Genomic DNA, 25,236 nt, shown 5'->3' with positions numbered 1-25,236 from the left:
CGCTCCACCCGGAATGTGACACTTCCAGGCAACCAGCCGGCGTCGCGGCGCCGAAAGAAAGATCCTCCCGCGTCCTTGCCCATTCCTGCTGCGGTGGTACGTGAGGGCCGGACTCAGGGCCCGGCTCAGGACCGGATTCACGGCAGGGCATCCGCACGGGCGCGTTCAGAGCGGCTCAGGTGGGCGGCGTCCTGGCTGGGCGACGCGCCGAACTGCCTGCGGTACTCGCGGCTGAACTGCGACGGGCTCTCGTAGCCGACGCGGACGCTGACACCGGTGACGTCTCCCGAGCGTGTGGCCAGCATCAGCCGCGCTTCCTGGAGGCGGATCTGCTTCTGGAAGCGGATGGGGCTCATCGCCGTCACCGTCTGGAAATTGCGGTGGAAGGCGGAGACGCTCAGGCCGGTGAGCCGTGCCAGGTCCTCGACGCGGAACGGCTCGGCGTAGTGCTCCCGGATCCAGCGCACGGCCCGCGCGATGTGGCTGAGGCTGCTGTCGGCGAGACCGAGCTGGCGTACGATCTCGCCCTGCTCGCCCGTGATCAGCCGCCACAGGATCTCGCGTTTGACCAGCGGGGCGAGCACGGCCCGGTCGCGGGGCCGGTCCAGCAGGCGCAGCAACCGGACCACCGCGTCGAGCAGCTCCGGCGGGGCGTCGCTGACCGCGATGGCCGGGTGCGGTCCGCCCGGTGCGCGCCCGGCGTCACCCGGGTCGGCCAGCAGCAGCTCGGCGACGGCGGACGGCTCCAGGGTCAGCCCGAAGCCGAGGGCGGGTTCCTCGGGGCTGGCCTCGGTGAAGTTGCCGGTGATCGGCAGGTCCACCGAGGCGACGAGGTACTGCCCGGCCCCGTACTCGTACACCTGCTCGCCCAGCGCCAGCCGCTTGGTCCCCTGGGCGATGACGGCCAGCACCGTGCCGGACGCAGCCGGTGTGGGCGGGTGGGGGCTCTCGACCTTCGATACGCGGACCCCCTCGATGTCGGTGCTCCAGTCCGGCCGCGCGTGCCGGGCCAGCAGGTCACGGAGTTCGTCCAGTTGCATACGACGATTGCAGCACGTGCGCCGGCACCGTCACCTCCCAGCGCCCCGGCCGGCGCCCCGTCTACGCACTCCGGCCCGCTCCCCTGCGGGATCTGGCGGCCGCGTTCAACCGGCTCACCGACACCGCGGACCGGGCCGGCGGCCCGCAGCCGACGTACGACCGCTACGGGCTCAGCCTGCACGCCGAGCGACCCGCCGCCGAGGCGAAGCCGAGCCAGGTGTGGCGGTTGCCCCACCAGCACCAGCCGACCTTCGGGGCGTTGCGCCGCTCGCGGCCGTCGCGCCCCGTGCCGTTGCTGATCCAGATCGCCGGGGTACGGGCGTCCAGGGCTCCGTTCGCCTTGCGCAGCCGGGAGCCGATGGTCATGAAGCAGCGGTTGCGTTCCAGGGCGGCCGGCTGCTGGAGCACCCAGTGGATGCCCTCGGTGAGCAGCAGCGGAGTGCGCTCCTCCTTCGTGAGGGCCGGCAGTGCCTCCTCCGGGCTCCAGTTGGCCATGTGGTCGCCGCGATCGAGGCCGGTGACGACGTAGAGAGGGGTGTCGGGCAGCCCGATGACGTCGAGCGGGGCGAAGCCGTCGACGTCGGGCATGTCGGTGACGACGAAGCCGGGCTTGCCGTCGCGGCGGAGCAGTGGCGCGAGGGCGGAGGCGGGGGCGCGGTCCGGACGGACGGCGAGCAGGGCGTCGTCGCCGTGGCCGCCGCCGGTGTCCTCCGCGGAGGCGAACGCACGCAGCGCATCGGCGGGGATCCCGGCGAGCTCGTGCACCCCGAGCTCGATCAGGCGCTCGGCCTGGGCGGCGAGCGGCGGGAGAGAGGGCGCGGCGGGGCTGGAGGAGGTTTCGGGCACGGGCACGGTACTCCTGCGGTTCGCGATTCAGAGCAGCGGACCCCAGAGCAACGAGGCGGCCCGCCGGAGTGTTCCCACCGCGGCCTCTCGCGCAGCCCTACGCCGCCGAGCGGCGGACAAAAAGAAAGGCAAGGAGGTTACTCACTCCTTGCCACTCTCAACATATAGCGCACTGGGGGGCTTGCGGCAAGGCCCCCGTCGTACCGCACAATCAACGGCCGAGGCCGGAAGCTGCCGAAATCAGGGATTCGCGCAGTACACCCGCCTTTGTCAACGTACCTGGGGGTTTTCATGATGGACGTGATCGTGGTCGGCGGCGGACCGACCGGACTGATGCTGGCCGGCGAGCTGCGGCTGCACGGTGTGCGGGTGCTCGTGCTGGAGAAGGAGACGGAGCCGACCCGTCAGTCCCGCGCCCAAGGTCTGCACGTACGCAGCATCGAGGCGATGGACCAGCGCGGCCTGCTGGAGCGGTTCCTGCCGCTCGGCCGGCAGTTCAGGGTGGGCGGCTTCTTCGCCGGCCTCGGCACCTCCTGGCCGGAGCGGATGGACACGGCGCATTCGTACGTCCTCCACATCCCGCAGGAGATCACCGAGCGGCTGCTGGCCGAGCACGCCATCGAGGCCGGCGTCGAGATCCGGCGCGGCTGTGAGCTGGTCGGGCTGAGCCAGGACGACGACGGGGTGACCGTCGAGCTGGCCGACAGCACGCGGCTGCGCGCCCGTTACGTCGTCGGCTGCGACGGCGGTCGCAGTACGGTGCGCAAGCTGCTCGGCGTCGGCTTCCCCGGCGAGCCTTCCCGGGTCGAGACGCTGCTGGGCGTGATGGAGCTGGCCGAACCGGCGGAGACGGTGGCCGCCGTGGTGGCCGAAGTCCGCAAGACCCAGCTGCGGTTCGGCGCCATGCCCATGGGGGACGGGGTCTACCGCGTCATCACGCCCGCCGAGGGAGTGGCCGAGGACCGTGCCACGGCCCCGACCCTCGACGAGTTCAAGCAGCAGCTGCACGCCTTCGCCGGCACCGACTTCGGCGCGCACTCGCCGCGCTGGCTCTCCCGCTTCGGCGATGCCACCCGGCTGGCCGAGCGCTACCGGGTCGACCGCGTGCTGCTGGCCGGCGACGCGGCGCACATCCACCCGCCGACCGGCGGACAGGGGCTCAACCTCGGCGTCCAGGACGCGTTCAACCTCGGCTGGAAACTGGCCGCCGAGGTCGCCGGCTGGGCACCCGAGGGGCTGCTGGACAGCTACCAAGCCGAACGGCACCCGGTGGCGGCCGCCGTACTGGACAACACCCGCGCGCAGATCCAGCTGATGTCCGCCGAGCCGGGTCCCCAGTCGGTGCGCCGACTGCTGGCGGAACTGATGGACTTCGAGGAGGTGAACCGGTACCTCATCGAGAAGATCACCGCTATCTCCGTCCGCTACGACTTCGACGGGGGCCGAGAGAGCCATGAACTGCTCGGCCGGCGGATGCGGGACGTGGCGCTGAAGCGCGGCCGTCTCTACGAGCTGATGCGCGGCGGCCGCGGCCTGCTCCTCGACCAGAGCGGCCGGCTCTCGGTGGCGGGCTGGTCGGACCGGGTCGACCACGTCGTCGACGTCAGTGACGAACTGGACGTGCCGGCGGTACTGCTGCGGCCGGACGGCCATGTGGCGTGGGTCGGTGAGGACCAGCAGGATCTGCTCGACCACCTGCCCAAGTGGTTCGGCGCCGCCGCCGGCTGAGCCCACCGCCCACCCCCGCGATCACCCCGCGATCACCCCGCGATCACCCGGCGACCACCCCCGCGCGCTCCCCCGCCGGGGTGGTTCCCGGGGCCCAGTGGGCGCAGTGCGGCACGGCTCGCGGGGCGCGGGCGGGCTCCCGTACGAAGCTGTGCGCTGCTCCCTGCACCCCGCGAGGCCGGAGGTTCGTACGCCCATGACCCACGCACACCTGAGACCCGCGCGGCGGCGGCGCGGACCCGGCGGGACGACCGGGGTACTGGCCGCCGCGCTCGGCCTGGCGCTCGTACTCGCGCTGCCTGGCTCCGCGCTGGCCGCGCCCGGCGATCTGGATCCGTCGTTCGGGCCCGACGGCCGGGTGGTCACCCCGTTCCCCGGGTACGCGGAAGGCCACGACATCGCGCAGCAGGCCGACGGCAAGCTGGTCGTGGTGGGCCTGAGCCAGGGCGGCTTCGCGCTCACCCGGTACAACGCCAACGGCGGCCTCGACTCCGGCTTCGCCGGAGACGGCACGGTGACCAGCGACTTCGGCGGCGGCGCCCATTCGGCCAACGCGGTGGCGATCCAGCCCTCGGACGGGAAGATCGTCGTGGCGGGCACCACCGAGGTCGTCGCGGAGGAGGGTGGCGGCTGCTGCTTCTTCTCGGTGGCCCGCTACAACACCGACGGCAGTCTGGACGCGGGCTTCGGCGACGGCGGCCTGGTACGGGTCGAGGAGTTCGGCGGATCCGCGGACGGCGCCGACGTGGCGGTGCAGCCCGACGGCAAGATCATCGCCGCGGGCAAGGGCGGCGGCGGAGGCTTCGCGCTGGTCCGCCTCGACGCCGGCGGACACCTGGACCCGAGCCTGGGCGGCGACGGCGCGGTCGTCGCCGGTTTCACGCCCGCCTCGCCCCAGGACGCCGGCGGCATCGCCCGCCGCATGGCCCTCCAGCCGGACGGCAAGATCGTCTCGATCGGGTACCTGGGCAACACCGGCTTCGACATCGGCGTGGCCCGCTACCTGCCCGACGGCAGCCTCGACCCCTCCTTCAGCGGTGACGGCATGGTGACCGCGGACTTCGGCGGCACCGAGTTCGGCAACGCCGTGGCGGTGCAGCCGGACGGCAAGATCGTCGCCGCGGGATCCGGCGGTGTCGGCGTCGCCCTGCTGCGCTACAACGCCGACGGCAGCCCCGACGCCGGCTTCGGCACCGGCGGGCGCACCTCGGTCCACTTCCCCGGGGACGGCGGAGGCGCGAACGCCATGGCGCTCCAGCCGAACGGCAAGATCGTCACCGCGGGGCAGGCCGACGACCCCAACAGCCAAGAGGCCAACGACTTCGGCCTGGCCCGCTTCAACACCAACGGCACGGTGGACACCGGCTTCGGCGGCGACGGCTTCGCGGTCACGGGCTTCCTGGACTGGGACGACGCCCGCGGGGTGCTCGTACAGCCGGACGGCAAGGTCGTCGCGGCGGGCGTCGGCGCGGGCTTCGCCTTCGCCCTCGCCCGCTACCAGGGCGGCGACGGCACGCCGCCGCCCCCGCCGCCGAGCGCGGACCTGTCGGTGACGCAGAGCGGTACGGCCACCGTGAGCATCGGCGACCGGGCCTCGTACACGGTGACGGTCTCCAACTCCGCGGCCTCCACCGCGACCGCGACCGGCGTCACACTGTCGGACACGCTCTCCGGAGCCGGCGTGGGCCTCACCTCGGCCGCCGCCTCGCAGGGTACGTGTACGACCACGGCGACGGGGGCCACCTGCGCCCTCGGCTCCCTGGCCCCGGGCGCGAGCGCCTCGGTCACGGTGACGGGCGAGCCCCGGACCACCGGTACGGTCACGAACAGGGCCGTAGCGAGCGCGACGCAGCAGGACCCGTCGACCTCCAACAACACGGCGACGACCACCACCGCGGCGAACAACGCCCACGGCTGCACGATCATCGGCACCGTCGGCGCGGACACGCTGACCGGCGGCTACTTCACCGACGTGATCTGCGGCCTCGGCGGCAACGACACCGTCCGCGCGAACTACGGGAACGACACCGTGTACGGCGGCTACGGCAACGACAACCTCGACGGCGGCTTCGGCGACGACACCGTGAACGGTGGCCCGGGCAACGACACCCTGACGGGCGACTACGGCAACGACCGCCTGACCACCACCGACGGAGTCTCCGCCAACGACACCGCCAACGGCGGCCCCGGCACGGACACCTGCACCACGGACCCGGGCGACACCCGCACCAGCTGCCCCTGACCGCTCCCTCCCCGCAGAGCCGTCGCCGCGAAACCCGGCGACGGCTCTCCCCCGCCCGACACGTGCGCCGACGAAGCGGCGCCTTCGTGATTCCCGCTGGTCAGAACGTCCAGCGGGTGTGGGTGTAGACCCCGTCGTTGCGGCCGTAGCCGTAGGCCGTGGACGGGGGGACCGCGAACACGACCACGTCGCCCTTGCGGAACGCGTCGCCGATGCCGTGGAAGGTGCCCTCGGGGGAGGTGATGTGGGCGCCGTACTTCCCCTCGTACGCCGTGATCACCTCCTCCAGCAGCGCCGGATCGGCGACCTGCTCCGCCGTGCCCTCGACCACGAGGTCGAGCCCTTCGGTGAGGGAGTTGCCCCCGGTGGTCAGCGCGCAGTGACCGTCGTGGGCGAGGTTCTTCGCCTTCTGCTCGCTCGGGCCGGTCGAGAAGTACAGCACCCCGCCGTGCCAGGCGGCGATCACGGGAGTGACGTGCTGCCGGCCGTCGGCTCGCGCCGTGGACAGCCAGAAGATCTCGGCGGACTCCAACTGCCGCTGGGCCTCGGCCCAGTCGGTGGCGGTCGCGTCCTCTGCGCCCGGGCGGGGGTTGAGGGCGGAGCTGTAGCGGGCGTCGAGCTCGGTCGTGGGTTGCTTGGCGGGTCCGTGTGCGGGCATGGCGGACCTCCTTCCTCCGCTCCCGTAACGACCGGCTGCCCGTACGGAAACCCTCGCCACGCCCGTTTTCGCCCGTCTGCTTTCGGAGCGGGATCAGTCCGTGTGCCGGTACGCCGGGTAGGTCAGGTATCCCGCGTCGCCGCCCTGGTAGAACGTGGCCTCGTCCACCGGGGCGACGGGCAGTCCGAGGCGCAGCCGCTCGACCAGGTCGGGGTTGGCGATGTAGGCGCGGCCGAAGCTGATGAGATCGGCGCCGAGCCCGAGCCAGTGGTCCGCTTCGGCGCGGCCGGTCTGCTTCGGTCCCATCGGGAGGGTCGGGTTCACCATGAGGGTGCCCGGCCAGGCCCGGCGCAGGCCGAGGAGCACGTCCTCGTCGGCGGTCGCTTCGAGGTGGACGTAGGCCACTTCGAGGCGGGCGAGTTCGGTGAGCAACGCGGTGTAGAGCTCGGGGACGTCGGTTTCCGCGACGCCCCAGAACGTCCCGCCCGGGGAGAGGCGGATGCCGGTCCTGGCCGCGCCGACGGCGTCGACGGTGGCGGCCGTCGCCTCGACGGCGAACCGGATCCGGTCGGCCGTCGAGCCTCCGTAGCGGTCCGTGCGCAGGTTGGCGTTCGAAGAGAGGAACTGCGAGATCAGGTAGCCGTTGGCGCCGTGCAGCTCCACCCCGTCGAAGCCGGCGTCGACGGCGCGACGGGCGGCCTCGGCATACGACCGGGTGTGCTCGGGCACCTCGGCGGTGTCCAGGGCGCGCGGCACGGGCGCGGGCCGGAGCCCGGCCGGGGTGAACACCTCGCCTTCGGCGGGGACGGCCGAGGGACCGACCGGCCGCATACCCGTGGTGTCGGGGTGCGAGACGCGGCCGCCGTGCACGATCTGGGCGAAGATCCGTCCGCCGTTGGCGTGTACCGCGGCGGTCACCGGGCGCCACGCGTCGACCTGCTCATCGGTGTGCAGTCCCGGGGTGCCCGGATTGGACTGCCCTATCAGGCTCGGCTGCACCCCCTCGGTCACGATCAGCCCGGCAGTCGCCCGCTGGGCGTAGTACGTCGCCATCGACGGGGTCGCCAGACCGTCGGCGGTGGCTCGGACCCGCGTCATCGGGGCCATCACCACCCGGTTCGGCAGGGTCAGGTCACCGAGTCGACGGCTGTCGAAAAGCGTCGTCACCGTAGGGCTCCTTCGTATCCGCAGCGCCCGGATGTCGGGCACTGCGGTTACGCTAAAACCTGACATTGACGTCAGAGGCAAGCTGTGTGCCGCGGATCACAGCCGATCGGGGGGTAGGCCGTGCCTTTTGGATCAGGTCGAATCAGCCCGCGACGCCAGACGCCGCGGGCCCGGCATGATCCGAAAGGCACGGCCTAGATGCGTATCGGCGAGCTCGCGACGCGGGCCGGAGTCAGTGTGCGGTCGGTGCGCTACTACGAGGAGCAGGGGCTGCTCACCAGCACGCGCAGCACCAGCGGACAGCGGCACTACACGGACAACGAGGTGGAGCGGGTCACGTTCGTCCAGCGGCTGTATGCCGCAGGGTTGTCCAGCCGCACCATCGCCGAACTGCTGCCGTGCGTCGATTCGCCCAGCGAGGAGGGCTCCGACATCGCGCTGACGCGGATGGCGCAGGAGCGCGACCGGCTCTCCGAGCACATCGCCGACCTCATCCGCACCCGGGACGCGCTCGACGGGCTGATGACCACGACTCGGACGCACCGGGAGGCCCTGCGCGCGGCTGCGGCCGCGGCCGCAGCCGCACCCACCTCAGCCTCCCCCTCCGCCACAACCTGTTGAAAGGTGCCGGATCTCGTGTAGGTTCCCTTTGGGAACTCACCTGCGGCGAAGGGGATCGGGAGTACTCATGGGGCAGCAGACGTGGACGGCCGTTGACGATTACTTCGACGGGCTGCTCGTCGAGGAGGACGAGGCGCTCGTCGCCGCCAATGCGGATGCCGAGGCCGCCGGACTGCCTGCGCATCAGGTGGCTCCGAACCAGGGGAAGCTGCTGCATCTCCTCGCCCGGATCCGCGGTGCGCGGACCATCCTCGAAATCGGCACCCTCGGCGGCTACAGCACCATCTGGCTCGCCCGGGCCCTGCCGGCCGGCGGGCGGCTGGTCACGCTGGAGGTCGACCCGCGGTGCGCCGACGTCGCCGCCGCGAACGTCGCCCGGGCCGGCCTGGCGGACGTCGTCGACATCCGGCGCGGCCGGGCCGTCGACCTGCTGCCGGAGCTGACGGACCTCGCCCCGTTCGACCTTGTCTTCATCGACGCCGACAAGCCGTCCAACCCGGACTACCTGAAGTGGGCCCTCGAACTGACCCGGCCCGGCAGCGTCATCATCGGCGACAACGTCGTCCGCGACGGCGCCGTCGTCGACCCCGACAGCGCCGACCCCCGCGTCCAGGGCGTCCGCCGGTTCACCGAACTCATCGCCGAGCACCCGAGGTTGACCGCCACCGCCCTCCAGACCGTCGGCAGCAAGGGGTACGACGGCCTCGTCATGGCCCTGGTCACCGGCTGAACCACACCGCTACGGCCGCCCGAACCACTAACCTCAGCCGCATGACGGCACTTTCCCACCACAGTTCCGACCCCATCGAACAGCCCGGGCGCGGCGGGGCCACGGCCACCACCGAGGCCGATCCGCACGCCATCGGGCCCGTGCGCACCGAGTACGCACCCGACAAGGACGGCGATCCGGACCCGGGCGAGATCGTGTGGACCTGGGTCCCGTACGAGGAGAACGACGGCCGCGGCAAGGACCGCCCGGTGCTGGTCGTCGCCCGGGAGGCGGGCGGGCGGACGCTGCTCGCCGTACAGCTGTCCAGCAAGCGGCACGACAACGACCGGGAGTGGGTGCCGATCGGGACCGGGCCGTGGGACGGTGCCGGGCGGGAGTCCTGGGTGGACGTGGACCGGGTGCTGCGGGTGCACGAGGACGGCATGCGGCGCGAGGCGTGCGCCCTGGACCGGGGCCGGTTCCAGCTGGTCGTGAACCGGCTCCGCGAGCTCTACGGCTGGCGCTAGGAGGCGTAGGGCGGACCGCACCGGGCCGGGCCCGGCCGGGCCGCCCTACTCCCCGAATCCCGCGAAAGCCCGTTCGAATGCCTGCCGCGGTCCCGGATCGCGGTCCAGCACCCCGAACACCACCCGCTCGAAGACCCCCGCGAAACGCCCGGCCAGCAGGGCCCGGAAGGCCTCCGCGACCTGCGCCGGATCGTTCCGGAACACCCCGCACCCCCACGCCCCCAGCACCAGCCGCGGATACCCGTGCAGCGCCGCCGTCTCCAGGACGCGCTCCGCGCGCCGCGCCAGAGCCGCCGGGATCTCGGCGGCGCGCTCCGGCTCCTGGCGGCGGATGGTGCCCGCGTTCGGAGCCGGGGAGGTCAGGAAACCAGCCCGGAAGGGGGCGTCCAGCAGCTCGCCCCGGTCGTCGCGGAAGACGGGCACCCCGGGCGAGTGAATCACCCGGTCGGTGTAGAAGGTGCTGCGTCCCGCGCGGTGGACCTCGTAGTACTCCGGGGCCTCCAGCAGGGTCTCGTACAGGGCCGAGGCGCGGCACAGCGCCTCCTCCTGGGCCTTGGCCCCGCGGACGTATCCACCCCCGGGATTACGGGCCGAAGCGAAGTTCAGGACGGCCACCGAGGCACCTGAGACCGGCCCCGGACCGCCTTCGGCGAGCCTACGGGCTGCGACCGTACTGCTCTCCCCCGTGACCTCGACGGCCGTCTCACACCGCCCGGCGGGAAGTTTCTCGTCTGGAATGACCTGGTTTGGCCCATATATTCTGGTTCCGGCCCTGGATTCCGCCAGGGCGGCGGCGAGGGTGACCTGCCGCCCCGACCGCGTCCGGTACCAACCGGCCGCCACTATGGTCGCGTTCCCCCGCGCGATCTCGCGCAATCTGCTGCTCATGTCGCCATCATCGGCAGCACGAACCACCCGCGGCCAGAGATTTTCCGCACGGTGGCCGCTCCCCCCTTTTCAGGCCGACAAGGACGGGTAGGTAGGCATGGTCAAGTCACACTCGTGGACAGGAGACCCTGCCATGCCACAGGACTCGTACGCACCACCAGACCCGCAGGCCCAGGGCGACTCACCCGCTCTCAGCGAAACCGCCGCCGAGGACCTGGTCCACGGCATCTGTTTCAAGACGGGCCCGCCCCACACCCTCGGCGCCGAGCTCGAATGGCTCGTACTGGACGCCGAGCGGCCCGGCGAGATACTGCCGCCCGACCGGCTGACCGCCGCGCACGAAGCGGCCCGCGCCCTGCCCCTGCACTCCCGGTTCACCGTCGAGCCCGGCGGCCAGCTGGAGCTCAGCTCCGCGCCCGCCCCCTCCCTCTCCGGCTGCGTGGACGGCCTGCAGGCCGACCTCACCGCCGTACGGGCCGCTCTGCGGTCCCAGGGCCTGGCCCTGCGCGGCACCGGCCGCGATCCGCGTCGGCCGCTGCGCCGCCTGCTGTGCAGCCCGCGCTACGACGCGATGGAGAGCTACTTCGACCGCACCGGCCCGGCCGGGCGCGCCATGATGTGCTCCTCCGCCTCCGTGCAGGTCTGCGTGGACGCCGGGCACGAGGAACCGGGTGCGCTCGGGTACGGCCGGCGCTGGCGGCTGGCACATCTGCTGGGCGCCATGTTCGTGGCGGCCTTCGCCAACTCCCCCGCGCACGAGGGCCCGTACGCCGGCTGGCGGTGCTCCCGCCAGGGGATCTGGAACGATCTCGACGCCCGGCGCTCGCTCGCCCCGCCGCTGGACACCGAACCCCGCAGCGGCTGGACCCGGCACGCGCTCGACACCGAGGTGATGTGCGTACGGTCGGCCGGCGACGGGCCGTGGCCGGTCCCGTACGGCATGACCTTCCGCGACTGGCTGCGCGCAAGCGAGGCCGGGGCCGCCGGCAACGGCACCCCGGGCCCGGACGGCCTGCGGCCGCCCACCGCAGAGGACCTGGAGTACCACCTGACCACGCTGTTCCCGCCGGTGCGCCCGCGCGGGCACCTGGAGTTCCGGATGATCGACGCCCAACCCGGTGACGACGGCTGGCTGGTGCCGGTGGCCGTCGTGCACGCGCTGTTCGACGACCCGGAGGCCGCCGAGAGCGCGTACCGGGTGGCGAAGGCGCTGGCCGACACCCACGGGCCGCGGCCCGCGCCGCGCAATCCCCTGTGGCAGTCCGCCGCCCGGCACGGCCTGGCCGATCCGGAACTGCGGACGGCAGCCACCACCTGCTTCCGGGCCGCCGCCGAGGCGCTGCCGCGGCTCGGCGCGAGCCGGCACGTCCAAGACGTGGTCGGCACGTTCACCGAACGCTTCGCACTGCGCGGCCGCTGCCCGGCCGACGACGGATACCTGCAGCTCACCGGGACGGGGGCCCGCTCATGACCGCATCGCCTTCAGCCGACCGCACACCGACGGACCTCGCGCCCACCCGCTGGACACCCGCCGACCTGCGCGAGCGGGCCTTCGCCGCCCTGAGCGCGGCCCGCACCCGTACCGTCCTGCTCACCGATGCCGTGAACGATCGCGATCTGACCGCCCAGCACTCCCCGTTGATGTCCCCGCTCGTCTGGGACCTGGCCCACATCGGGAACCAGGAGGAGCTCTGGCTGCTGCGCAACCTGGCCGGACACGACTCCCTGCACCCCGAGATCGACCCGCTCTACGACGCGTTCCAACACCCCCGCTCCGAGCGGCCGAAGCTGCCCCTGCTGGGGCCGGCGGAGGCCCGGCGCTACACGGCCGAGGTGCGCGGCCGGGTCTTCGACCTGCTGGAGCGCACCGCGCTGGAGGGTTCCGCGCTGCTGGACGACGGTTTCGCGTTCGGGATGATCGCCCAGCACGAACAGCAGCACGACGAGACCATGCTGATCACCCATCAGCTGCGCCGGGGCGAGCCGGTGCTCACCGCGCCCGATCCGGATCCCCCGCAGGGCCCGCCCCCCGCGGCCGCCGAAGTCCTGGTCCCCGGCGGCCCGTTCACGATGGGCACCTCCGCCGAGCCGTGGTCGCTGGACAACGAACGGCCCGCGCACACCCGGGACACCGGGGCGTTCTGGATCGACACGGCGCCGGTGACCAACTCCGCGTACCAGGCCTTCATCGCCGACGGCGGCTACCGGGACGACCGCTGGTGGGCCCCCGAGGGCTGGGACCAGATACACCGGCACGGGATCGAGGCGCCGCTGTTCTGGCGCCGGGAGGCCGGCCAGTGGCTGCGCCGCCGCTTCGGCGTGACCGAGCCGGTGCCAGCCGACGAGCCCGTACTGCACGTCAGCTGGTACGAGGCGGACGCGTACGCCCGCTGGGCCGGACGCCGGCTGCCCACGGAGGCGGAGTGGGAGAAGGCCGCCCGGCACGACCCGGTCACCGGCCGCTCCACCCGCTACCCCTGGGGCGACGAGGACCCGACCCCGGCGCACGCCAACCTCGGCCAGCGCCATCTGCGTCCGGCCCCGGCGGGCAGCTACCCGGCCGGGGCGTCCCCGCTCGGGGTGCGCCAGCTGATCGGCGACGTGTGGGAGTGGACCGCCTCCGATTTCCTGCCGTACCCGGGGTTCCGGGCCTTCCCGTACCGCGAGTACTCGGAGGTGTTCTTCGGGCCGGAGCACAAGGTGCTGCGCGGCGGCTCGTTCGCCGTGGACCAGGTGGCCTGCCGGGGCACCTTCCGCAACTGGGACCTGCCCGTGCGCCGGCAGATCTTCTCCGGGTTCCGGACCGCGAGGGATGCCTGATGTGCCGTCATATCGCTTTCGTCGGGCCCGAGATACCCCTGGCCCGACTGCTGACCGAGCCCGAGCACTCCCTCGTGCGGCAGTCCTGGGAGCCGCGCCGGCAGGGCCACGGCACGGTCAACGCCGACGGCTTCGGCGTCGGCTGGTACGCGGAGGGCGACCCGGCCCCCGCGCGCTACCGGCGGGCCGGGCCGATCTGGGGGGACCCCAACTTCGCCGATCTGGCCCGGGTCGTCCGTACGCGGGCCGCGCTGGCCGCCGTACGGGACGCCACCGTGTTCGGGGCGGACGGGGAGGCCGCGGCAGCGCCCTTCGCCGCCGGGCCGTGGCTGTTCAGCCACAACGGCGCGGTACGGGACTGGCCGGACGCGGCGGCGCCGCTCGCGGCCGCCCTGCCACCCGCGGAGCTGCTGTCCCTGGCCGCGAGCACGGACTCGGCGCTGGTCTGGGCGCTGGTGCTGCACCGGCTGCAGCGGGGGGACGACCTCGGCTCGGCACTCGCCGAGCCCGTGCGGGAGCTCGCGGCGACCGCGCCCGGCTCCCGGCTGAACCTGCTGCTGACCGACGGCACCGGCATCGCCGCGACGGCCTGGGGCGATTCGCTCTGGTACCTGGCCGACGCCGCGGCCGAGCGCACGGTGGTGGCGTCCGAGCCGTACGACGACGATTCCCGCTGGTGCGAAGTACCCGACCGGACCCTGCTGACCGCCCGTGGCACACGGGTCGACCTGACCCCGCTGAAGGAGACCTCCCAGTGAGCGACTTCCAGTTGACCCGCACCCTCGACGAGCACTCCGCCGACACCGCGCTGCGCGCGGACGTCCTGCACGGACTGACGGTGTCCCCCAAGGTGCTGCCGCCCAAGTGGTTCTACGACGCGCGGGGCAGCGAACTCTTCGAGGAGATCACCCGGTTGCCCGAGTACTACCCGACGCGCGCCGAACGGGAGATCCTGCTGGCGCGGGCCGGGGAGATCGCCTCGGCGAGCGGGGCGCGCACGCTGGTGGAGCTGGGCTCCGGCTCCTCCGAGAAGACCCGGCACCTGATCGAGGCGATGCCCGCGCTGGACACGTACATCCCGGTGGACGTGAGCGGGAGCGCCCTGGAGGGGGCGGCGCAGACGCTGCTGGCGGAGCACCCGGGGCTGCGGGTGCACGCCCTGGTGGCCGACTTCACGAAGCCGCTGCGGCTGCCGGACGCGCCCGGGCCCCGGCTGGTGGTGTTCCTCGGCGGCACGGTCGGCAATCTGCTGCCGCCGGAGCGCGCCGTGTTCCTGGCCTCCGTACGGGCGATGCTGTCGCCCGGGGACGCCCTGCTGATGGGGACGGACCTGGTGAAGGACGAGGCCGTGCTGGTGGCCGCGTACGACGACGCGCAGGGGGTGACGGCCGAGTTCAACAAGAACGTACTGGCCGTCGTCGACCGGGAGTTGGGCGCGGATTTCCACACCGAGGACTTCGAGCACGTCGCGGTGTGGAACCGGGAGCAGGAATGGATCGAGATGCGGCTGCGGGCCCGGTCGGAGGTGGTGGTGAAGGTCAGGGCGCTGGATCTGGTGGTGCCGTTCGCGGCGGGCGAGGAGATCCTGACGGAGGTCTCCGCGAAGTTCCGCCAGGAGGGCGTACGGAAGGAACTCGCTGCGGCAGGACTGGAGTTGACTCAGTGGTGGACGGATGCGGAGGGCCGCTTCGCCCTGTCCCTGTCGGTGGCCGACGGCGAGTTCGGCTGGGCCGGCACGCCCGCGAGCAGTGAGGAAGGGGTGGGGGCGGAGGAAGCGGTGACGGGGACGACAGGGACGACCGAGACGGATTCGACGGCGACGGCCGCCTGAGCCGCGGCCGCGAGCTCCCGCCGGTCCGCGTACCGGCCCGGCGGGATCCGCGGCAGCAGCCGGACCTCGGCCCGCACCCCGCGGGCCCGTGCGATCCGCCACAGGGAGGCGGTCAGCGGATCGTCCCCGACGAAGGCGGGCGCCCCGGCGAGGCTCCCGTCCGGCAGCCGGTACTCGAGCTGCACGGGCTGTACGGGCACCCGGGCGTCCAGGGCGGACTGGAAGGCGGCCCGCCGGAAGGGCCCCCGGGCGCGCCCGCACCAGGTGCTGCCCTCGGGGAAGACGGTGACGCGGTCGCCGGCCAGCAGGGCGCGGGTGATGGTCTCGACGGTGCCGGGGAGGGCGCGGATCCGGTCCCGTTCGATGAACAGGGTTCCGTTCTGCCGGGAGAGCGGGCCGAGCACCGGCCAGTGGCCGATGTCGCTCTTGGCCAGCATCCGGCAGGGCATGGCGGCGGCGACGAGCGGGATGTCCAGCCAGGAGATGTGGTTGGCGACGATCAGGCGGCCGCCGCCCGGCCCGGGGTTTCCGTGCACGGTGATCCGTATGCCGAAGGCCCGGACGAGGGCGGTCGCCCAGGCCCGTACCAGCGCCTGGCGGGGGCGGGCGGGGAACAGCCGGACCGGCTGGAAGCCCAGGATCCCGAGCAGGATCAGGGCGACGGCGGTGGTGAGCCGGAGCACCGCGCGGGCGAGGCTCGCCCGCTCCCCCGCGTGGCCGGCGCAGGCCTCGGGGGTGCAGGGCGAGGTGGGCAGCCAGACGCTCATGCGGCCGGGACGAGCGAGAGGAAGTGCTTGAGGTAGCGCGGGTTGGTGCGCCGCAGGGAGAGCAGGACGTACAGGTCGGCGCAGCCGAACTCGGCGTCGAGGGCGGGCTCGCCGCAGACCCAGGCGCCCAGGCGCAGGTAGCCGCGGAGCAGCGGGGGCAGCTCCATGCGGCCGGGGAAGGTGATGCCCTCGGGGTTCCAGGGCAGGTGCGGGGTGACCCGGTACTCCTCGGGGGCGAGGTTGCGGGTGAGGACGCTCTCGCGGGTGGCGGCGGCCAGGACCCCGCCGTCGGCGAGCGGTATCGAGCAGCAGCCGGCGAGCCAGTTGTGGCCGGAGCGGTCCATGTAGCGGGCGAGGCCGGCCCAGATCAGGGCGATGACGGCGCCGTTGCGGTGGTCGGGGTGGACGCAGGAGCGGCCGACCTCGACGAGGTCCGGGCGGATCGGGGCGAGGGCCGAGAGGTCGAACTCGCCCTCGGAGTAGAGGCGACCGGCGACGGCGGCGCGCTCCGGGGGCAGCAGCCGGTAGGTGCCGACGACCTGCTCGGTCTCCTCCTCGACGACGAGGAGGTGGTCGCAGTAGGCGTCGAAGGCGTCGGAGTCGAGCCCCGGCTCGGGTCCGTCGAGGCGGGCGCCGAGCTCGCCGGCGAAGACCAGGTGGCGCAGGCGCTGGGCGGCGCGCACCTCGTCCTCGTCACGGGCGAGGCGGACGGTGTAGTGGGGGGTGGCGGGGAGGGCCGCGGGTACCGCGACGGGTGCGACCGCGGGTACGGCTGCGGGGGTGAGGAGAGGAGTGACGGCCGAGGTCACGGTGGGGGGAAGGGTGGACGGGGACAGGGGGGCGATGGTCATGGCGGCTCCTGATCCGGGCACGGGAGCCAGGCCGGCAGGTGGTGCGGCCTGGCTCCTTTACTTCTTCCGTGACTGGCTGGATTCGACATGACTGCTCAGCGGCACTTGGATGTGCGAACGCTGAACTCGGCGGGCGCGCCGGAACTCGGCACATGCTCGAAGGGGGCTCGACACCCGCTCGAAAGGCGCTGGGCAGGTGCCTGGGCGGCGCTCGACGGGGGCTCGCGGGGTGCTCGACGGGCGCTCAGGAGCGCCCCTCGGCCAGGCTCAGCGGTCGGAGCTGAGGACCTTGCTGATCATGTCAGAGGCCTCCTTGGCGGCCTGCTTCGGGTCCTGTCCGGTGAGTACGGCCGTCATGTAGGGCTTGATCGGGTTCTTGCCCTCGACCTCGGCCCAGCGGGCGGACTTCGGGGTGGCGCGCCCCTGGGCGGCTCCGGGAGCCATGCTCGCGGCGCCCTCGTTGCCGTCGACGACGTGCGCGAGGGTGGCCTTGTTCGGTACGTAGCTCATCGTGCGGGCGAGTTCGGTCTGCCAGGTCTCGCTGACGAGCGCGGTGATCACGTCGACGGCCTGGCGCCGGTGCTTCGTCCGCTCGGGGATGATCAGGTCCGAGCCGCCGGTGAAGACGGCGCCGGGCTTGTCGGAGGTCTTGCCGGGGACCGGGAAGAAGCCGATCTTGCCCTTGAGGGCCGGGTTGGCGGCCTCGATGGCGGCGGCCTGGCCGGGCGGGGCGACGATCTGGGCGACCTCGCCGCCGGCGAAGACCTCGGACTGCGGGGGCGTCTCCTCGTCGGCGTTCTTGGGGCCGTCGCCGAGGGCCTGGAGCTGCTTGTAGAACTCCATGCCGGCCAGGGCCTTGTCGTCGTCGAGGGTGCCGACCCACTCTCCGCCGGTCTCGACGGCGAGCTCGCCGCCCTCGTCCCAGATGAACCCGGAGAGGACGTACCAGTTCTGGCCGGGCAGGTAGATGCCCTGCCGGTCGCCCTTGTCGAGCTTCTGGGTGGCCTGGATCCACTCCTGCCGGTTCCTGGGCGGGGTCTTGATGCCGGCGTTCGCGAAGAGGTCCTTGTTGTAGATCACCACGCGGTTGGCGGCGTACCACGGGACGCCGTACTGGGCGCCGTCGATGCTTCCCGGGTCGGAGAGGCCCTTGAGCCAGTCCTTGCTGCCCCACTCGCGCAGGCCCTCCAGGGTGAGTTCGGACAGGCCGCCGGTCTCGATGTACTGGGCGACCTGGGTGTTGCCGACCTCGATGACGTCGGCGCTCTCGCCGCCCTTGCCCGCGAGCACGGCGTTGACCTTCTCGCCGATGCCCGTCCACTCCTGGATCTTGACGTCCAGGTCGACGCCGGGGTGCTCCTTCTCGAAAGAGGAGGTGAACTTCGCGATGAAGTCCTCCGAGGCGCTGCCCTTCATCAGCCAGAGGGTCACCTTCTGCGCCCCTCCGGCCGATCCCGCCAGCTGACTGCAGCCCGTGAGGGCGGTCGCGGCCGCGAGGGCCGTGCACACGGCGAGGAAGCGCATCTTCACGAAGGTCACCTTCTGGAGTCCGGTCTCGGAGATGGCTTGAAATTGGCATAGACCAATGGGTGGGTCAAGGCCCTGCCGCTCGGGACTGTTCACACAAAGTTCGCGAAGACGCACTTACTGGGGCACCGTGGAACGAGGCAAAAGCCACCCACCGTCGGGAGAACCCATGTCGAACCACACCTACCGGGTGACCGAGATCGTCGGCACCTCCCCCGAGAGCATCGATCAGGCCATCCGCAACGGCATCACCCGGGCCGGCCAGACGCTGCACAACCTGGACTGGTTCGAGGTCACGCAGGTGCGCGGGCACATCGAGAACGGCGCGGTGGCGCATTACCAGGTGGGGCTCAAGGTCGGGTTCCGCCTCGACGGCGAGGACTGAGCCCGGTTCCGCCACGGATCAGGTGCGGCCCTCCCCCTCCTGTGCCGACTTGAGCTCCGGCGCGTCCGCCGCCCAGTCCGCCAGGACCGCCTTGAAGCCCGCGGCGCGCGCCGCCTGGCAGACGAGCTCGTCGTCGTCCACGAGCATCCGCACCTCCCGGCCACGGGCGATCCGCCGCAGCACCTCCAGCTTGGTGGTCCGGGCCGGCCTGCGGTCCTGGTTCCCGCGCATCCACAGCCGGCCCTCGGGCAGCCCGTGCCGGGTCAGCCACTCCTGCGTATCGGCGCGGCACCGCTCCGGGCGCCCGGTCAGGTACACGACCTCGCAGTCGGCCGCCTGTTCCACCGCCAGCGCCACCCCGCGCGCCAGCGGCGGGTCGGCCGGGGCCGCGCCGAAGAAGCCGTCCCAGTCCCGGGGCCGGCTCTCCAGGAAGTGCTGGCGGTGGTCGGTGTCGGCCAGGGTGTTGTCGATGTCGAACACGGCCAGCGGCCGACGGTCGTTGCTGTCACTCATACGGGTCAGATTAGGCAGGGAATCCTGGCGGGGAATCCTTTCGGCGCGTGTGCGTTACAGCCTTGTGTGATCCGCAGACTCTCCGTCCTCGACCGGTCCCGCACCCGCGAGGGGCACCCGGCCCCGCAGGCCCTGCGCGACACCGTGGAGCTCGCCCGCGCGGCGGAGCGGCTCGGCTACCACCGGTTCTGGGTCTCCGAGCACCACAGCGTCCCCGGAGTCGCGGGCTCCGCGCCCGCCGTACTGGCCGCGGCCGTCGCCGGGGCCACCCGGCGGATCCGGGTCGGCACGGGCGGGGTGATGCTGCCCAACCACCAACCGCTGGTGATCGCGGAGCAGTTCGGGGTCCTGGAGTCGCTGTTCCCCGGCCGGATCGACATGGGGCTCGGCCGCTCGGTCGGCTTCACCGGCGGGATCCGGCGGGCGCTGGGCCGGGACACCGGGGACGCCGACCGCTTCGAGGAGCAGCTGGCGGAGCTGCTGGGCTGGCTGGACGGCAGCCAGCAGGCGCACCCCGAGGTGCACGCCCGCCCGGCGGAGGGGCTGCGGATACCGGCCTACGTGCTGGCCACCGGCGAGGGCGCCGGGATCGCGGCCCGGGCCGGGCTGCCGCTGGTGGTAGGCGACCTGCGGGCCCGGGGCCGGGTCACGGAGGTCATCGAGCGCTACCGCGCGGAGTTCCGCCCCTCGGCCACCGTCCCGGAGCCGTACGTCGTGGTCTCCGGGACGGTGGCCGTGGCGCGGACCCCGGAGGCCGCCCGGCGCATCCTCATCCCGGAGGCCTGGTCCCTCGCCTACTCCCGCACCCGGGGCAGCTTCCCGCCGCTGCGCCCGGCGCAGGAGGTGGAGGCGCTGGCCATGACCCCGAAGGAGCGGGAGTTGTACGAGGGCGGGCTCGCCGGGCACATCCACGGCACCGAGGAGCAGGTCGCGGCGCAGCTGGCCGAAGTGGCCGACCTGACGGGCGCGGACGAGCTGCTGGTCACCACCTCCACGTACGACCGCACGGCGCTGCTGGACTCCTTCGAGCGGCTGGCCCGGGTGGCCGGGCTGGCGGGGGCGGCCGGGCCGGCCCGGCTCTGACTGCGGGCAGCCCTGGGAAGCGGCCCGTAAACTGGTGCGAATGCACCACTCCACCGCGCCCGAGAACCACCACGACCCCTTCGTACGGGTAAGGGGTGCCCGGGAACACAATCTGCGCGGCGTCGACGTGGACATCCCGCGCGACGCCCTGACCGTGTTCACCGGGGTCTCCGGCTCCGGGAAGAGCTCCCTGGCCTTCGGCACGCTCTACGCCGAGGCCCAGCGCCGGTACTTCGAGTCGGTGGCCCCGTACGCCCGCCGTCTCATCCACCAGATCGGCGCCCCGAAGGTGGACTCCGTCACCGGGCTGCCGCCCGCGGTCTCCCTGGAGCAGCGGCGCTCCTCCCCCGGCTCGCGGTCCTCGGTCGGGACGGTGACCCTGCTGTCCAACTCCCTGCGGATGCTTTACTCGCGCGCCGGGACCTACCCGCCGGGCGCCGAGCGGCTCGACTCGGACGCCTTCTCCCCCAACACGGCCGCCGGGGCCTGCCCTTCCTGTCACGGACTCGGCAGCATCCACCGCACCAGCGAGGAACTCCTGGTGCCGGACCCGGGGCTGTCGATCCGTCAGGGCGCCATCGCCGCCTGGCCCGGGGCCTGGCAGGGCAAGAACCTCCGGGACATCCTGGAGGTGCTCGGGTACGACGTGGACGCGCCCTGGCGGGAGTTGCCCGCGAAGGACCGCGAGTGGATCCTGTTCACCGAGGAGCAGCCGGTGGTCACGGTGCATCCGGTGCGGGATGCGGACCGGATCCAACGGCCGTACCAGGGCACCTACATGAGCGCCCACCGCTACGTGATGCGGACGTTCTCCGACAGCAAGAGCGCCACGCTGCGGGCCCGTGCGGAGCGGTTCCTGACCGATTCACCGTGCCCGGTGTGCGCGGGCCGGCGGCTGGGACCCGCGGCGCTGGCCGTGACGTTCGCGGGCCGTACGATCGCGGAGCTGGCGGCGCTGCCGCTGACCGCCCTGGACGCCGTACTGGCCCGCGTACCGGATCCCGTACGGGAGAACGCGCCCGCGGGCGGGGAGGCGGCCCGGGTGCTCGCCGAGGACCTGCGGTCCCGGATCGGGCCGGTCGTGGAGCTCGGGCTCGGCTATCTGAGCCTGGACCGCACGGCGCCGACCCTGTCGGCGGGCGAGCTGCAGCGGCTGAGGCTGGCGACGCAGCTGCGGTCCGGGCTGTTCGGGGTGGTGTACGTGCTGGACGAGCCGTCGGCGGGTCTGCATCCGGCCGACACCGAGGCGCTGCTCGGCGTACTGGACCGGCTCAAGGCGGCGGGGAACACGGTGTTCGTGGTCGAGCACCACCTCGACGTGGTGCGGCATGCGGACTGGCTGGTGGACGTGGGTCCGCTGGCCGGGGAGCACGGCGGGCGGGTGCTGTACAGCGGGCCGCCGCGGGAGCTCGCGGGAGTGGCGGAGTCGGCGACGGCGCGGCACCTGTTCGGGACGGGCGGGGCGGAGGCGAAGGCTGAGGCGGAGGCTGAGGCGGGACTGCGGCGGCCGGTGCGGACGGCGAGCGGTTCGGTCCGGCTCACCGCCGTCGAGCGGCACAACCTGCGGGGCGTGGACGCCGAGTTCCCGCTCGGGGTGTTCACGGCGGTCACCGGCGTGTCGGGGTCGGGCAAGTCCACGCTGGTGGGCCAGGTGCTCGCCCGGGAGGTCGGGGAGCGGATCGCGGATCCGGGGTTCCCGGTGCGGCGGCTGGTGGAGGTGGACCAGAAGCCGATCGGCCGGACCCCGCGGTCCAACCTGGCCACGTACACGGGACTGTTCGACGTGGTGCGCAAGCTGTTCACGCAGGCTCCGCAGGCGCGGGCGCGCGGCTGGAAGGCGGGCCGGTTCTCCTTCAACGTGCCGGGCGGCCGGTGCGAGACCTGCCAGGGCGAGGGGTTCGTCTCGGTGGAGCTGCTGTTCCTGCCGAGTACGTACGCCCCGTGCCCCCAGTGCGCCGGGGCCCGGTACAACACCGAGACCCTGGACGTGCGGTACGAGGGGTTGAACATCGCGGAGGTGCTGGGCCTGACGGTGGAGTCCGCGGCGGCCTTCTTCGCACAGGTCCCGGCGGCGGCGCGCAGTCTGCGGGCGCTGGAGGACATCGGGCTCGGCTATCTGCGGCTGGGGCAGCCGGCCACGGAACTGTCGGGCGGCGAGGCGCAGCGGATCAAGCTGGCGACGGAGCTCCAGCGCCTGCGCCGCGACCACACCCTGTACGTGCTGGACGAGCCGACGACCGGGCTGCATCCGGCGGATGTGCGGGTGCTGCTGCGGCAGTTGCACGGGCTGGTGGACGCCGGGCACTCGGTGGTGGTCGTGGAGCACGACATGGAGGTGGTGGCGGGCGCGGACTGGGTGATCGACCTGGGTCCGGGCGGCGGCACGGACGGCGGCCGGATCGTCGCGGCGGGCACGCCGGCGGAGGTCGCCGCCGCGGGCGCGGGCCGTACGGCGGGCTACCTCGCGCGGGCGCTGCGCGAGGTGTAGGGGCTACGCGTCGCCCGGGAGCAGGTGCTGCGCGAGTTCGCGGAAGCTCCACCGGCCCTGCCGGCGGGTGAACGTCCACACCAGGTCGTAGCGGTCGGGCCAGGCGGCGGGGACGCCGAGGACCTGGTGGGCGCCGAGGGCGTGGATCAGGCGGGGGACTCCGGTGTGTTCCCAGCAGACGAGTACGGGCATCGGGGCGGCCAGCGCGGCGCGCGCCAGGGCCTCCTCGGCGCCGACGGCGAACTCGGCGCGCAGGGGCGCGCGGAGGGCGGCGGTCAGCGGCTCGACCGTCTGGCGGCAGCGGGCCGGGGGGCGGCCTCCGGGACCGGACGGGCCGCCTGCCGCGAAGACGACGGCCGGGCGCGGCAGCGCCGAACCACCGGCCGGCGGGAACAGGCGGTGCAGTTCCTCGGCGCGGCGGCGGCCGCGCCCGGCGAGTGATCCGGGGTCCTCGTTGCCGTCCTCGTCCTCGCCCAGGTCCCCCGCATACGGCTTCTCCGCGTGCCGGATCACCATGACCAGGGCATCCTTCGGCGCGGCCTTCGGGCCGTGGGAGGCGGTGGACGGATCCTCCGCGGAGCAGCCGGCCATCGCGAGCGGGGCGAGGGCGGCGGCCGCCAGGAGGGTGCGGCGGCGCGGTCCGGACCCGGCGGGGGCTTCTGGCATGGGGCCCACTGTCCCCCACCGGCCGGACGCCTCCGTGGCGCGGCGCGGCGTAGTGCCGGCACGAGCGCCCGGTCGGCCGATCGGATCAGCCGATCGGCCGAGGCGTCCCGTACGGCCCGCACCTCTCGTAGGGCGAGGGCACCGGGAAGTACGCCTCCAGGAAGGCGGCGACCGCGCGCTGCTGCTCCTGGGGCGAGAGCCCGGGGCCGGTGTCGTCGTCGGCGAGGCAGAACGCGTCGGCCCAGCGGGCGGCCGCCAGGCCGGGCAGCCGGTCGATTTCCTCGGCCCGCCCGGTGCTGACGTACGCGTGGTGCAGTTCGCCCTCCACGGCACGGCCGTCGGCGAGGGCCAGGTGGGAGGCGAGGGTGACGGGGGCGAGGTCGTCGGCGCTGCGGAAGACCGAGCGGCTGGTGGTGGTCAGCCGGCCGGGCAGCCGCTCCTCGACGTGGGCGAAGAGGGAGCGGCTGAGGGGGTACGGGGTGTGGGCCAGGATATGCGGGTAGGTGCGGCCGGCTGCCTGTTCCACCGCGTGGCGGGTGGCCTTCTGGGAGGCGGTGAAGACGTCGTCGTCGGCGCCGGGGGCGCTGGGGGCCACGGCCCGCTGGTCGTGGAAGACCTTGGGCAGACCGGAGGAGAGGAAGTAGTTCTGGGGGCGCTGCGGGCGGCCGAGGAAGATGTCGTCGTTGAAGTAGAGGAAGTGCTCGGCGAGGCCGGGGACGCGGTGGAGCTGGCTCTCGATGGCGTGGGAGTTGAAGACGGGGAGGCCGGCGGGGTCGGCGAACAGCTCGCGGTGGTCGACGACGGTGACCTGGGGGTGGTCGGTGGCCAGCCAGGGCGGGGTCTGGTCGTCGGTGACGATGAAGACGCGGCGGATCCAGGGCGCGTGGGCGGCGATGGAGCGCAGGCAGTAGCGGAGCTCCCCGCGGTCGCGGTAGCGGTTCTCGGCGTGGTCGACAGAGGCGTGTTCTGCGGCGGTGGCCCCGGCGGCGGCGCGGTCCCGGCGGCGGCGCCAGGCGGGGTCGGCGGCGTCGACCCAGGTGATCACGGCGTCGACCGGGAAGTCGATGTCGTCGGGGAAGCAGCCCGCGAAGGCGTCGACGACGGGGTGGTCGCGGTCGCCGACGCGGGTGGTGGACGTGGCTTCGAGGGTGGGCACCCACCAGCCGTACGGGGTCTCGCGCAGCCCGGCGATCGCTCCGATGCCGGACTCGGCGGCCTCCCAGAACTCCAGGTCACAGCCGGTTTCGGGGCCGTAGGCCACGGTCCGGCCGGAGGTGACGACCGGCTGGAAGAGCCGGATGCCCTTGATCTTCGGGGGGTGGGTGCCGGCGGGCGGGCCCTCCTGGGCCGCGACGGCTTCGGGGAGTGTTTCGGCGAGGACCTCCCCGGCTTCGCCGCCGTCGCCGTCGCCGTCGCCGTCGCCGAGGAGCCGGGCGTACACCGGGAGCCCGGCGAAGGCCGCGGCGCATGCCTTCAGGGCGCTCGCGCGGTCGCCCGGGGCGATGGCCACCCGGTGCCGGAGCTCCCCGTCGGGGACCAGCCCGTACGGGACGCCGGCCGTTTCGAGTCCCTCGGCGACCGCCCTCAGGTTGGCGTCCCGGGCGCCGGCGGGCAGCAGGTCGTCGCGGACCCGGGAGAGCCGGCCGCGGTGGCGGACCAGGCCGGGCAGTTTTCCCAGCAGCTCGTCCTCACGGGCCCGGCCGGGCGGGGGCGGCGCCGGGCTCCCGCTCCCGGTGCTCTCCCGCAGGGCGGCGTCCGGCTGTTTCGGTACGCCGCCGGGCCTGCGCAGCGTCCGTACGATCCGGCGCAGGCCGAGGGGAAGGGGGAGACGGGAACGGCCCTGCATATACGACCTCGCGAGACGGCGCCGGTGTGCGG

At 73.2% G+C, this 25,236-nt stretch carries 22 protein-coding genes and 1 pseudogene; 12 read left to right on the top strand and 11 right to left on the bottom strand.

The window, feature by feature from the left end; genetic code table 11:
* Positions 1-137: 137 nt before the first annotated feature.
* Together ACIQU4_RS11945 and ACIQU4_RS11940 are read right to left on the bottom strand one after the other, a co-directional pair.
* Entirely contained in the window at positions 138-1,040 is a 903-nt protein-coding gene (locus ACIQU4_RS11945; RefSeq protein WP_403728448.1) for an AraC family transcriptional regulator N-terminal domain-containing protein, read from the bottom strand.
* Between the two features lie 163 nt (positions 1,041-1,203).
* Positions 1,204-1,887, bottom strand: a complete 684-nt coding sequence (locus ACIQU4_RS11940) for a DUF5701 family protein (protein WP_403728446.1) — start codon at positions 1,885-1,887, stop codon at positions 1,204-1,206.
* Positions 1,888-2,178: 291 nt separating this feature from the next.
* Here ACIQU4_RS11940 and rox point away from each other — a divergent pair, with 291 nt between their 5' ends.
* Positions 2,179-3,615, top strand: a complete 1,437-nt coding sequence (rox, locus tag ACIQU4_RS11935) for a rifampin monooxygenase (protein WP_403728444.1) — start codon at positions 2,179-2,181, stop codon at positions 3,613-3,615.
* Between the two features lie 196 nt (positions 3,616-3,811).
* The gene (locus tag ACIQU4_RS11930) at positions 3,812-5,857 is read left to right on the top strand and encodes a calcium-binding protein (protein ID WP_403728442.1); all 2,046 of its coding nucleotides are present in this window, start codon (positions 3,812-3,814) and stop codon (positions 5,855-5,857) included.
* 100 nt (positions 5,858-5,957) lie between these two features.
* Here ACIQU4_RS11930 and ACIQU4_RS11925 read toward each other — a convergent pair whose 3' ends face one another.
* Positions 5,958-6,515 (bottom strand): pyridoxamine 5'-phosphate oxidase family protein, encoded by a 558-nt coding sequence (locus ACIQU4_RS11925; protein WP_403728440.1) that lies wholly within the window; start codon positions 6,513-6,515, stop codon positions 5,958-5,960.
* 93 nt (positions 6,516-6,608) lie between these two features.
* On the bottom strand, positions 6,609-7,682 hold the full coding sequence (locus ACIQU4_RS11920; protein WP_403728439.1) for an alkene reductase: 1,074 nt from the start codon (positions 7,680-7,682) through the stop codon (positions 6,609-6,611).
* A 198-nt stretch (positions 7,683-7,880) separates the two neighbouring features.
* Here ACIQU4_RS11920 and ACIQU4_RS11915 point away from each other — a divergent pair, with 198 nt between their 5' ends.
* The 3 genes from ACIQU4_RS11915 to ACIQU4_RS11905 all read left to right on the top strand — a co-directional run bounded on the left by ACIQU4_RS11915 (position 7,881) and on the right by ACIQU4_RS11905 (position 9,539).
* Entirely contained in the window at positions 7,881-8,303 is a 423-nt protein-coding gene (locus tag ACIQU4_RS11915) for a MerR family transcriptional regulator (RefSeq protein ID WP_403728437.1), read from the top strand.
* 67 nt (positions 8,304-8,370) lie between these two features.
* A complete protein-coding gene (locus tag ACIQU4_RS11910; protein ID WP_403728435.1) occupies positions 8,371-9,033 on the top strand; it encodes an O-methyltransferase in 663 nt (220 codons plus the stop codon).
* A gap of 41 nt (positions 9,034-9,074) precedes the next feature.
* Positions 9,075-9,539, top strand: a complete 465-nt coding sequence (locus tag ACIQU4_RS11905; protein WP_403728434.1) for a type II toxin-antitoxin system PemK/MazF family toxin — start codon at positions 9,075-9,077, stop codon at positions 9,537-9,539.
* Between the two features lie 45 nt (positions 9,540-9,584).
* Here ACIQU4_RS11905 and ACIQU4_RS11900 read toward each other — a convergent pair whose 3' ends face one another.
* On the bottom strand, positions 9,585-10,427 hold the full coding sequence (locus ACIQU4_RS11900; protein WP_403728432.1) for a TIGR02452 family protein: 843 nt from the start codon (positions 10,425-10,427) through the stop codon (positions 9,585-9,587).
* Positions 10,428-10,560: 133 nt separating this feature from the next.
* Between ACIQU4_RS11900 and egtA the strand changes: the two genes are divergently transcribed.
* From egtA to egtD, 4 genes are read left to right on the top strand one after another with little or no spacing between them, the layout of a single operon-like run.
* Positions 10,561-11,898: an ergothioneine biosynthesis glutamate--cysteine ligase EgtA gene (gene egtA / locus ACIQU4_RS11895; protein ID WP_403728431.1), complete on the top strand. Its 1,338-nt coding sequence runs from the start codon at positions 10,561-10,563 to the stop codon at positions 11,896-11,898.
* A complete protein-coding gene (egtB, locus tag ACIQU4_RS11890; protein WP_403728430.1) occupies positions 11,895-13,247 on the top strand; it encodes an ergothioneine biosynthesis protein EgtB in 1,353 nt (450 codons plus the stop codon). Before egtA ends, egtB begins: the two co-directional genes overlap by 4 nt.
* Positions 13,247-14,005 (top strand): ergothioneine biosynthesis protein EgtC, encoded by a 759-nt coding sequence (gene egtC / locus ACIQU4_RS11885; protein ID WP_403728428.1) that lies wholly within the window; start codon positions 13,247-13,249, stop codon positions 14,003-14,005. Before egtB ends, egtC begins: the two co-directional genes overlap by 1 nt.
* The gene (egtD, locus tag ACIQU4_RS11880) at positions 14,002-15,078 is read left to right on the top strand and encodes an L-histidine N(alpha)-methyltransferase (protein ID WP_403728426.1); all 1,077 of its coding nucleotides are present in this window, start codon (positions 14,002-14,004) and stop codon (positions 15,076-15,078) included. The genes egtC and egtD overlap by 4 nt, the downstream gene beginning before the upstream one ends.
* A gap of 239 nt (positions 15,079-15,317) precedes the next feature.
* On the opposite strand, the pseudogene ACIQU4_RS11875 reads toward egtD, so the two are convergent.
* The 3 genes and pseudogenes from ACIQU4_RS11875 to ACIQU4_RS11865 all read right to left on the bottom strand — a co-directional run.
* Positions 15,318-15,845 (bottom strand): annotated as a pseudogene (locus tag ACIQU4_RS11875) (lysophospholipid acyltransferase family protein); the annotation flags it as partial.
* The gene (locus tag ACIQU4_RS11870) at positions 15,842-16,696 is read right to left on the bottom strand and encodes a GNAT family N-acetyltransferase (protein ID WP_403728424.1); all 855 of its coding nucleotides are present in this window, start codon (positions 16,694-16,696) and stop codon (positions 15,842-15,844) included. The gene ACIQU4_RS11870 and the pseudogene ACIQU4_RS11875, both read right to left, overlap by 4 nt.
* 267 nt (positions 16,697-16,963) lie before the next feature.
* The gene (locus tag ACIQU4_RS11865) at positions 16,964-18,226 is read right to left on the bottom strand and encodes an extracellular solute-binding protein (RefSeq protein WP_403728422.1); all 1,263 of its coding nucleotides are present in this window, start codon (positions 18,224-18,226) and stop codon (positions 16,964-16,966) included.
* Between the two features lie 166 nt (positions 18,227-18,392).
* Between ACIQU4_RS11865 and ACIQU4_RS11860 the strand changes: the two genes are divergently transcribed.
* On the top strand, positions 18,393-18,608 hold the full coding sequence (locus ACIQU4_RS11860) for a dodecin (RefSeq protein ID WP_403728420.1): 216 nt from the start codon (positions 18,393-18,395) through the stop codon (positions 18,606-18,608).
* Positions 18,609-18,626: 18 nt separating this feature from the next.
* On the opposite strand, the gene ACIQU4_RS11855 is transcribed toward ACIQU4_RS11860, so the two are convergent.
* Positions 18,627-19,121 carry an HAD family acid phosphatase gene (locus tag ACIQU4_RS11855; RefSeq protein ID WP_403728418.1) on the bottom strand — a complete coding sequence of 165 codons (495 nt, stop codon included), beginning with the start codon at positions 19,119-19,121 and terminating at the stop codon, positions 18,627-18,629.
* A gap of 66 nt (positions 19,122-19,187) precedes the next feature.
* Between ACIQU4_RS11855 and ACIQU4_RS11850 the strand changes: the two genes are divergently transcribed.
* A complete protein-coding gene (locus ACIQU4_RS11850; RefSeq protein WP_403728416.1) occupies positions 19,188-20,204 on the top strand; it encodes an LLM class flavin-dependent oxidoreductase in 1,017 nt (338 codons plus the stop codon).
* A 40-nt stretch (positions 20,205-20,244) separates the two neighbouring features.
* Positions 20,245-22,692 (top strand): ABC transporter, encoded by a 2,448-nt coding sequence (locus tag ACIQU4_RS11845; RefSeq protein WP_403728414.1) that lies wholly within the window; start codon positions 20,245-20,247, stop codon positions 22,690-22,692.
* A gap of 3 nt (positions 22,693-22,695) precedes the next feature.
* Here ACIQU4_RS11845 and ACIQU4_RS11840 read toward each other — a convergent pair whose 3' ends face one another.
* Positions 22,696-23,358, bottom strand: a complete 663-nt coding sequence (locus ACIQU4_RS11840; RefSeq protein WP_403728413.1) for a hypothetical protein — start codon at positions 23,356-23,358, stop codon at positions 22,696-22,698.
* 85 nt (positions 23,359-23,443) lie between these two features.
* Positions 23,444-25,204 carry a stealth conserved region 3 domain-containing protein gene (locus ACIQU4_RS11835; protein ID WP_403728411.1) on the bottom strand — a complete coding sequence of 587 codons (1,761 nt, stop codon included), beginning with the start codon at positions 25,202-25,204 and terminating at the stop codon, positions 23,444-23,446.
* Positions 25,205-25,236: the final 32 nt, after the last annotated feature.

Source organism: Streptomyces sp. NPDC090741 (assembly GCF_044769045.1).
Lineage (GTDB): Bacteria > Actinomycetota > Actinomycetes > Streptomycetales > Streptomycetaceae > Streptomyces.
This window is presented reverse-complemented; position numbering and strand designations above follow the sequence as displayed.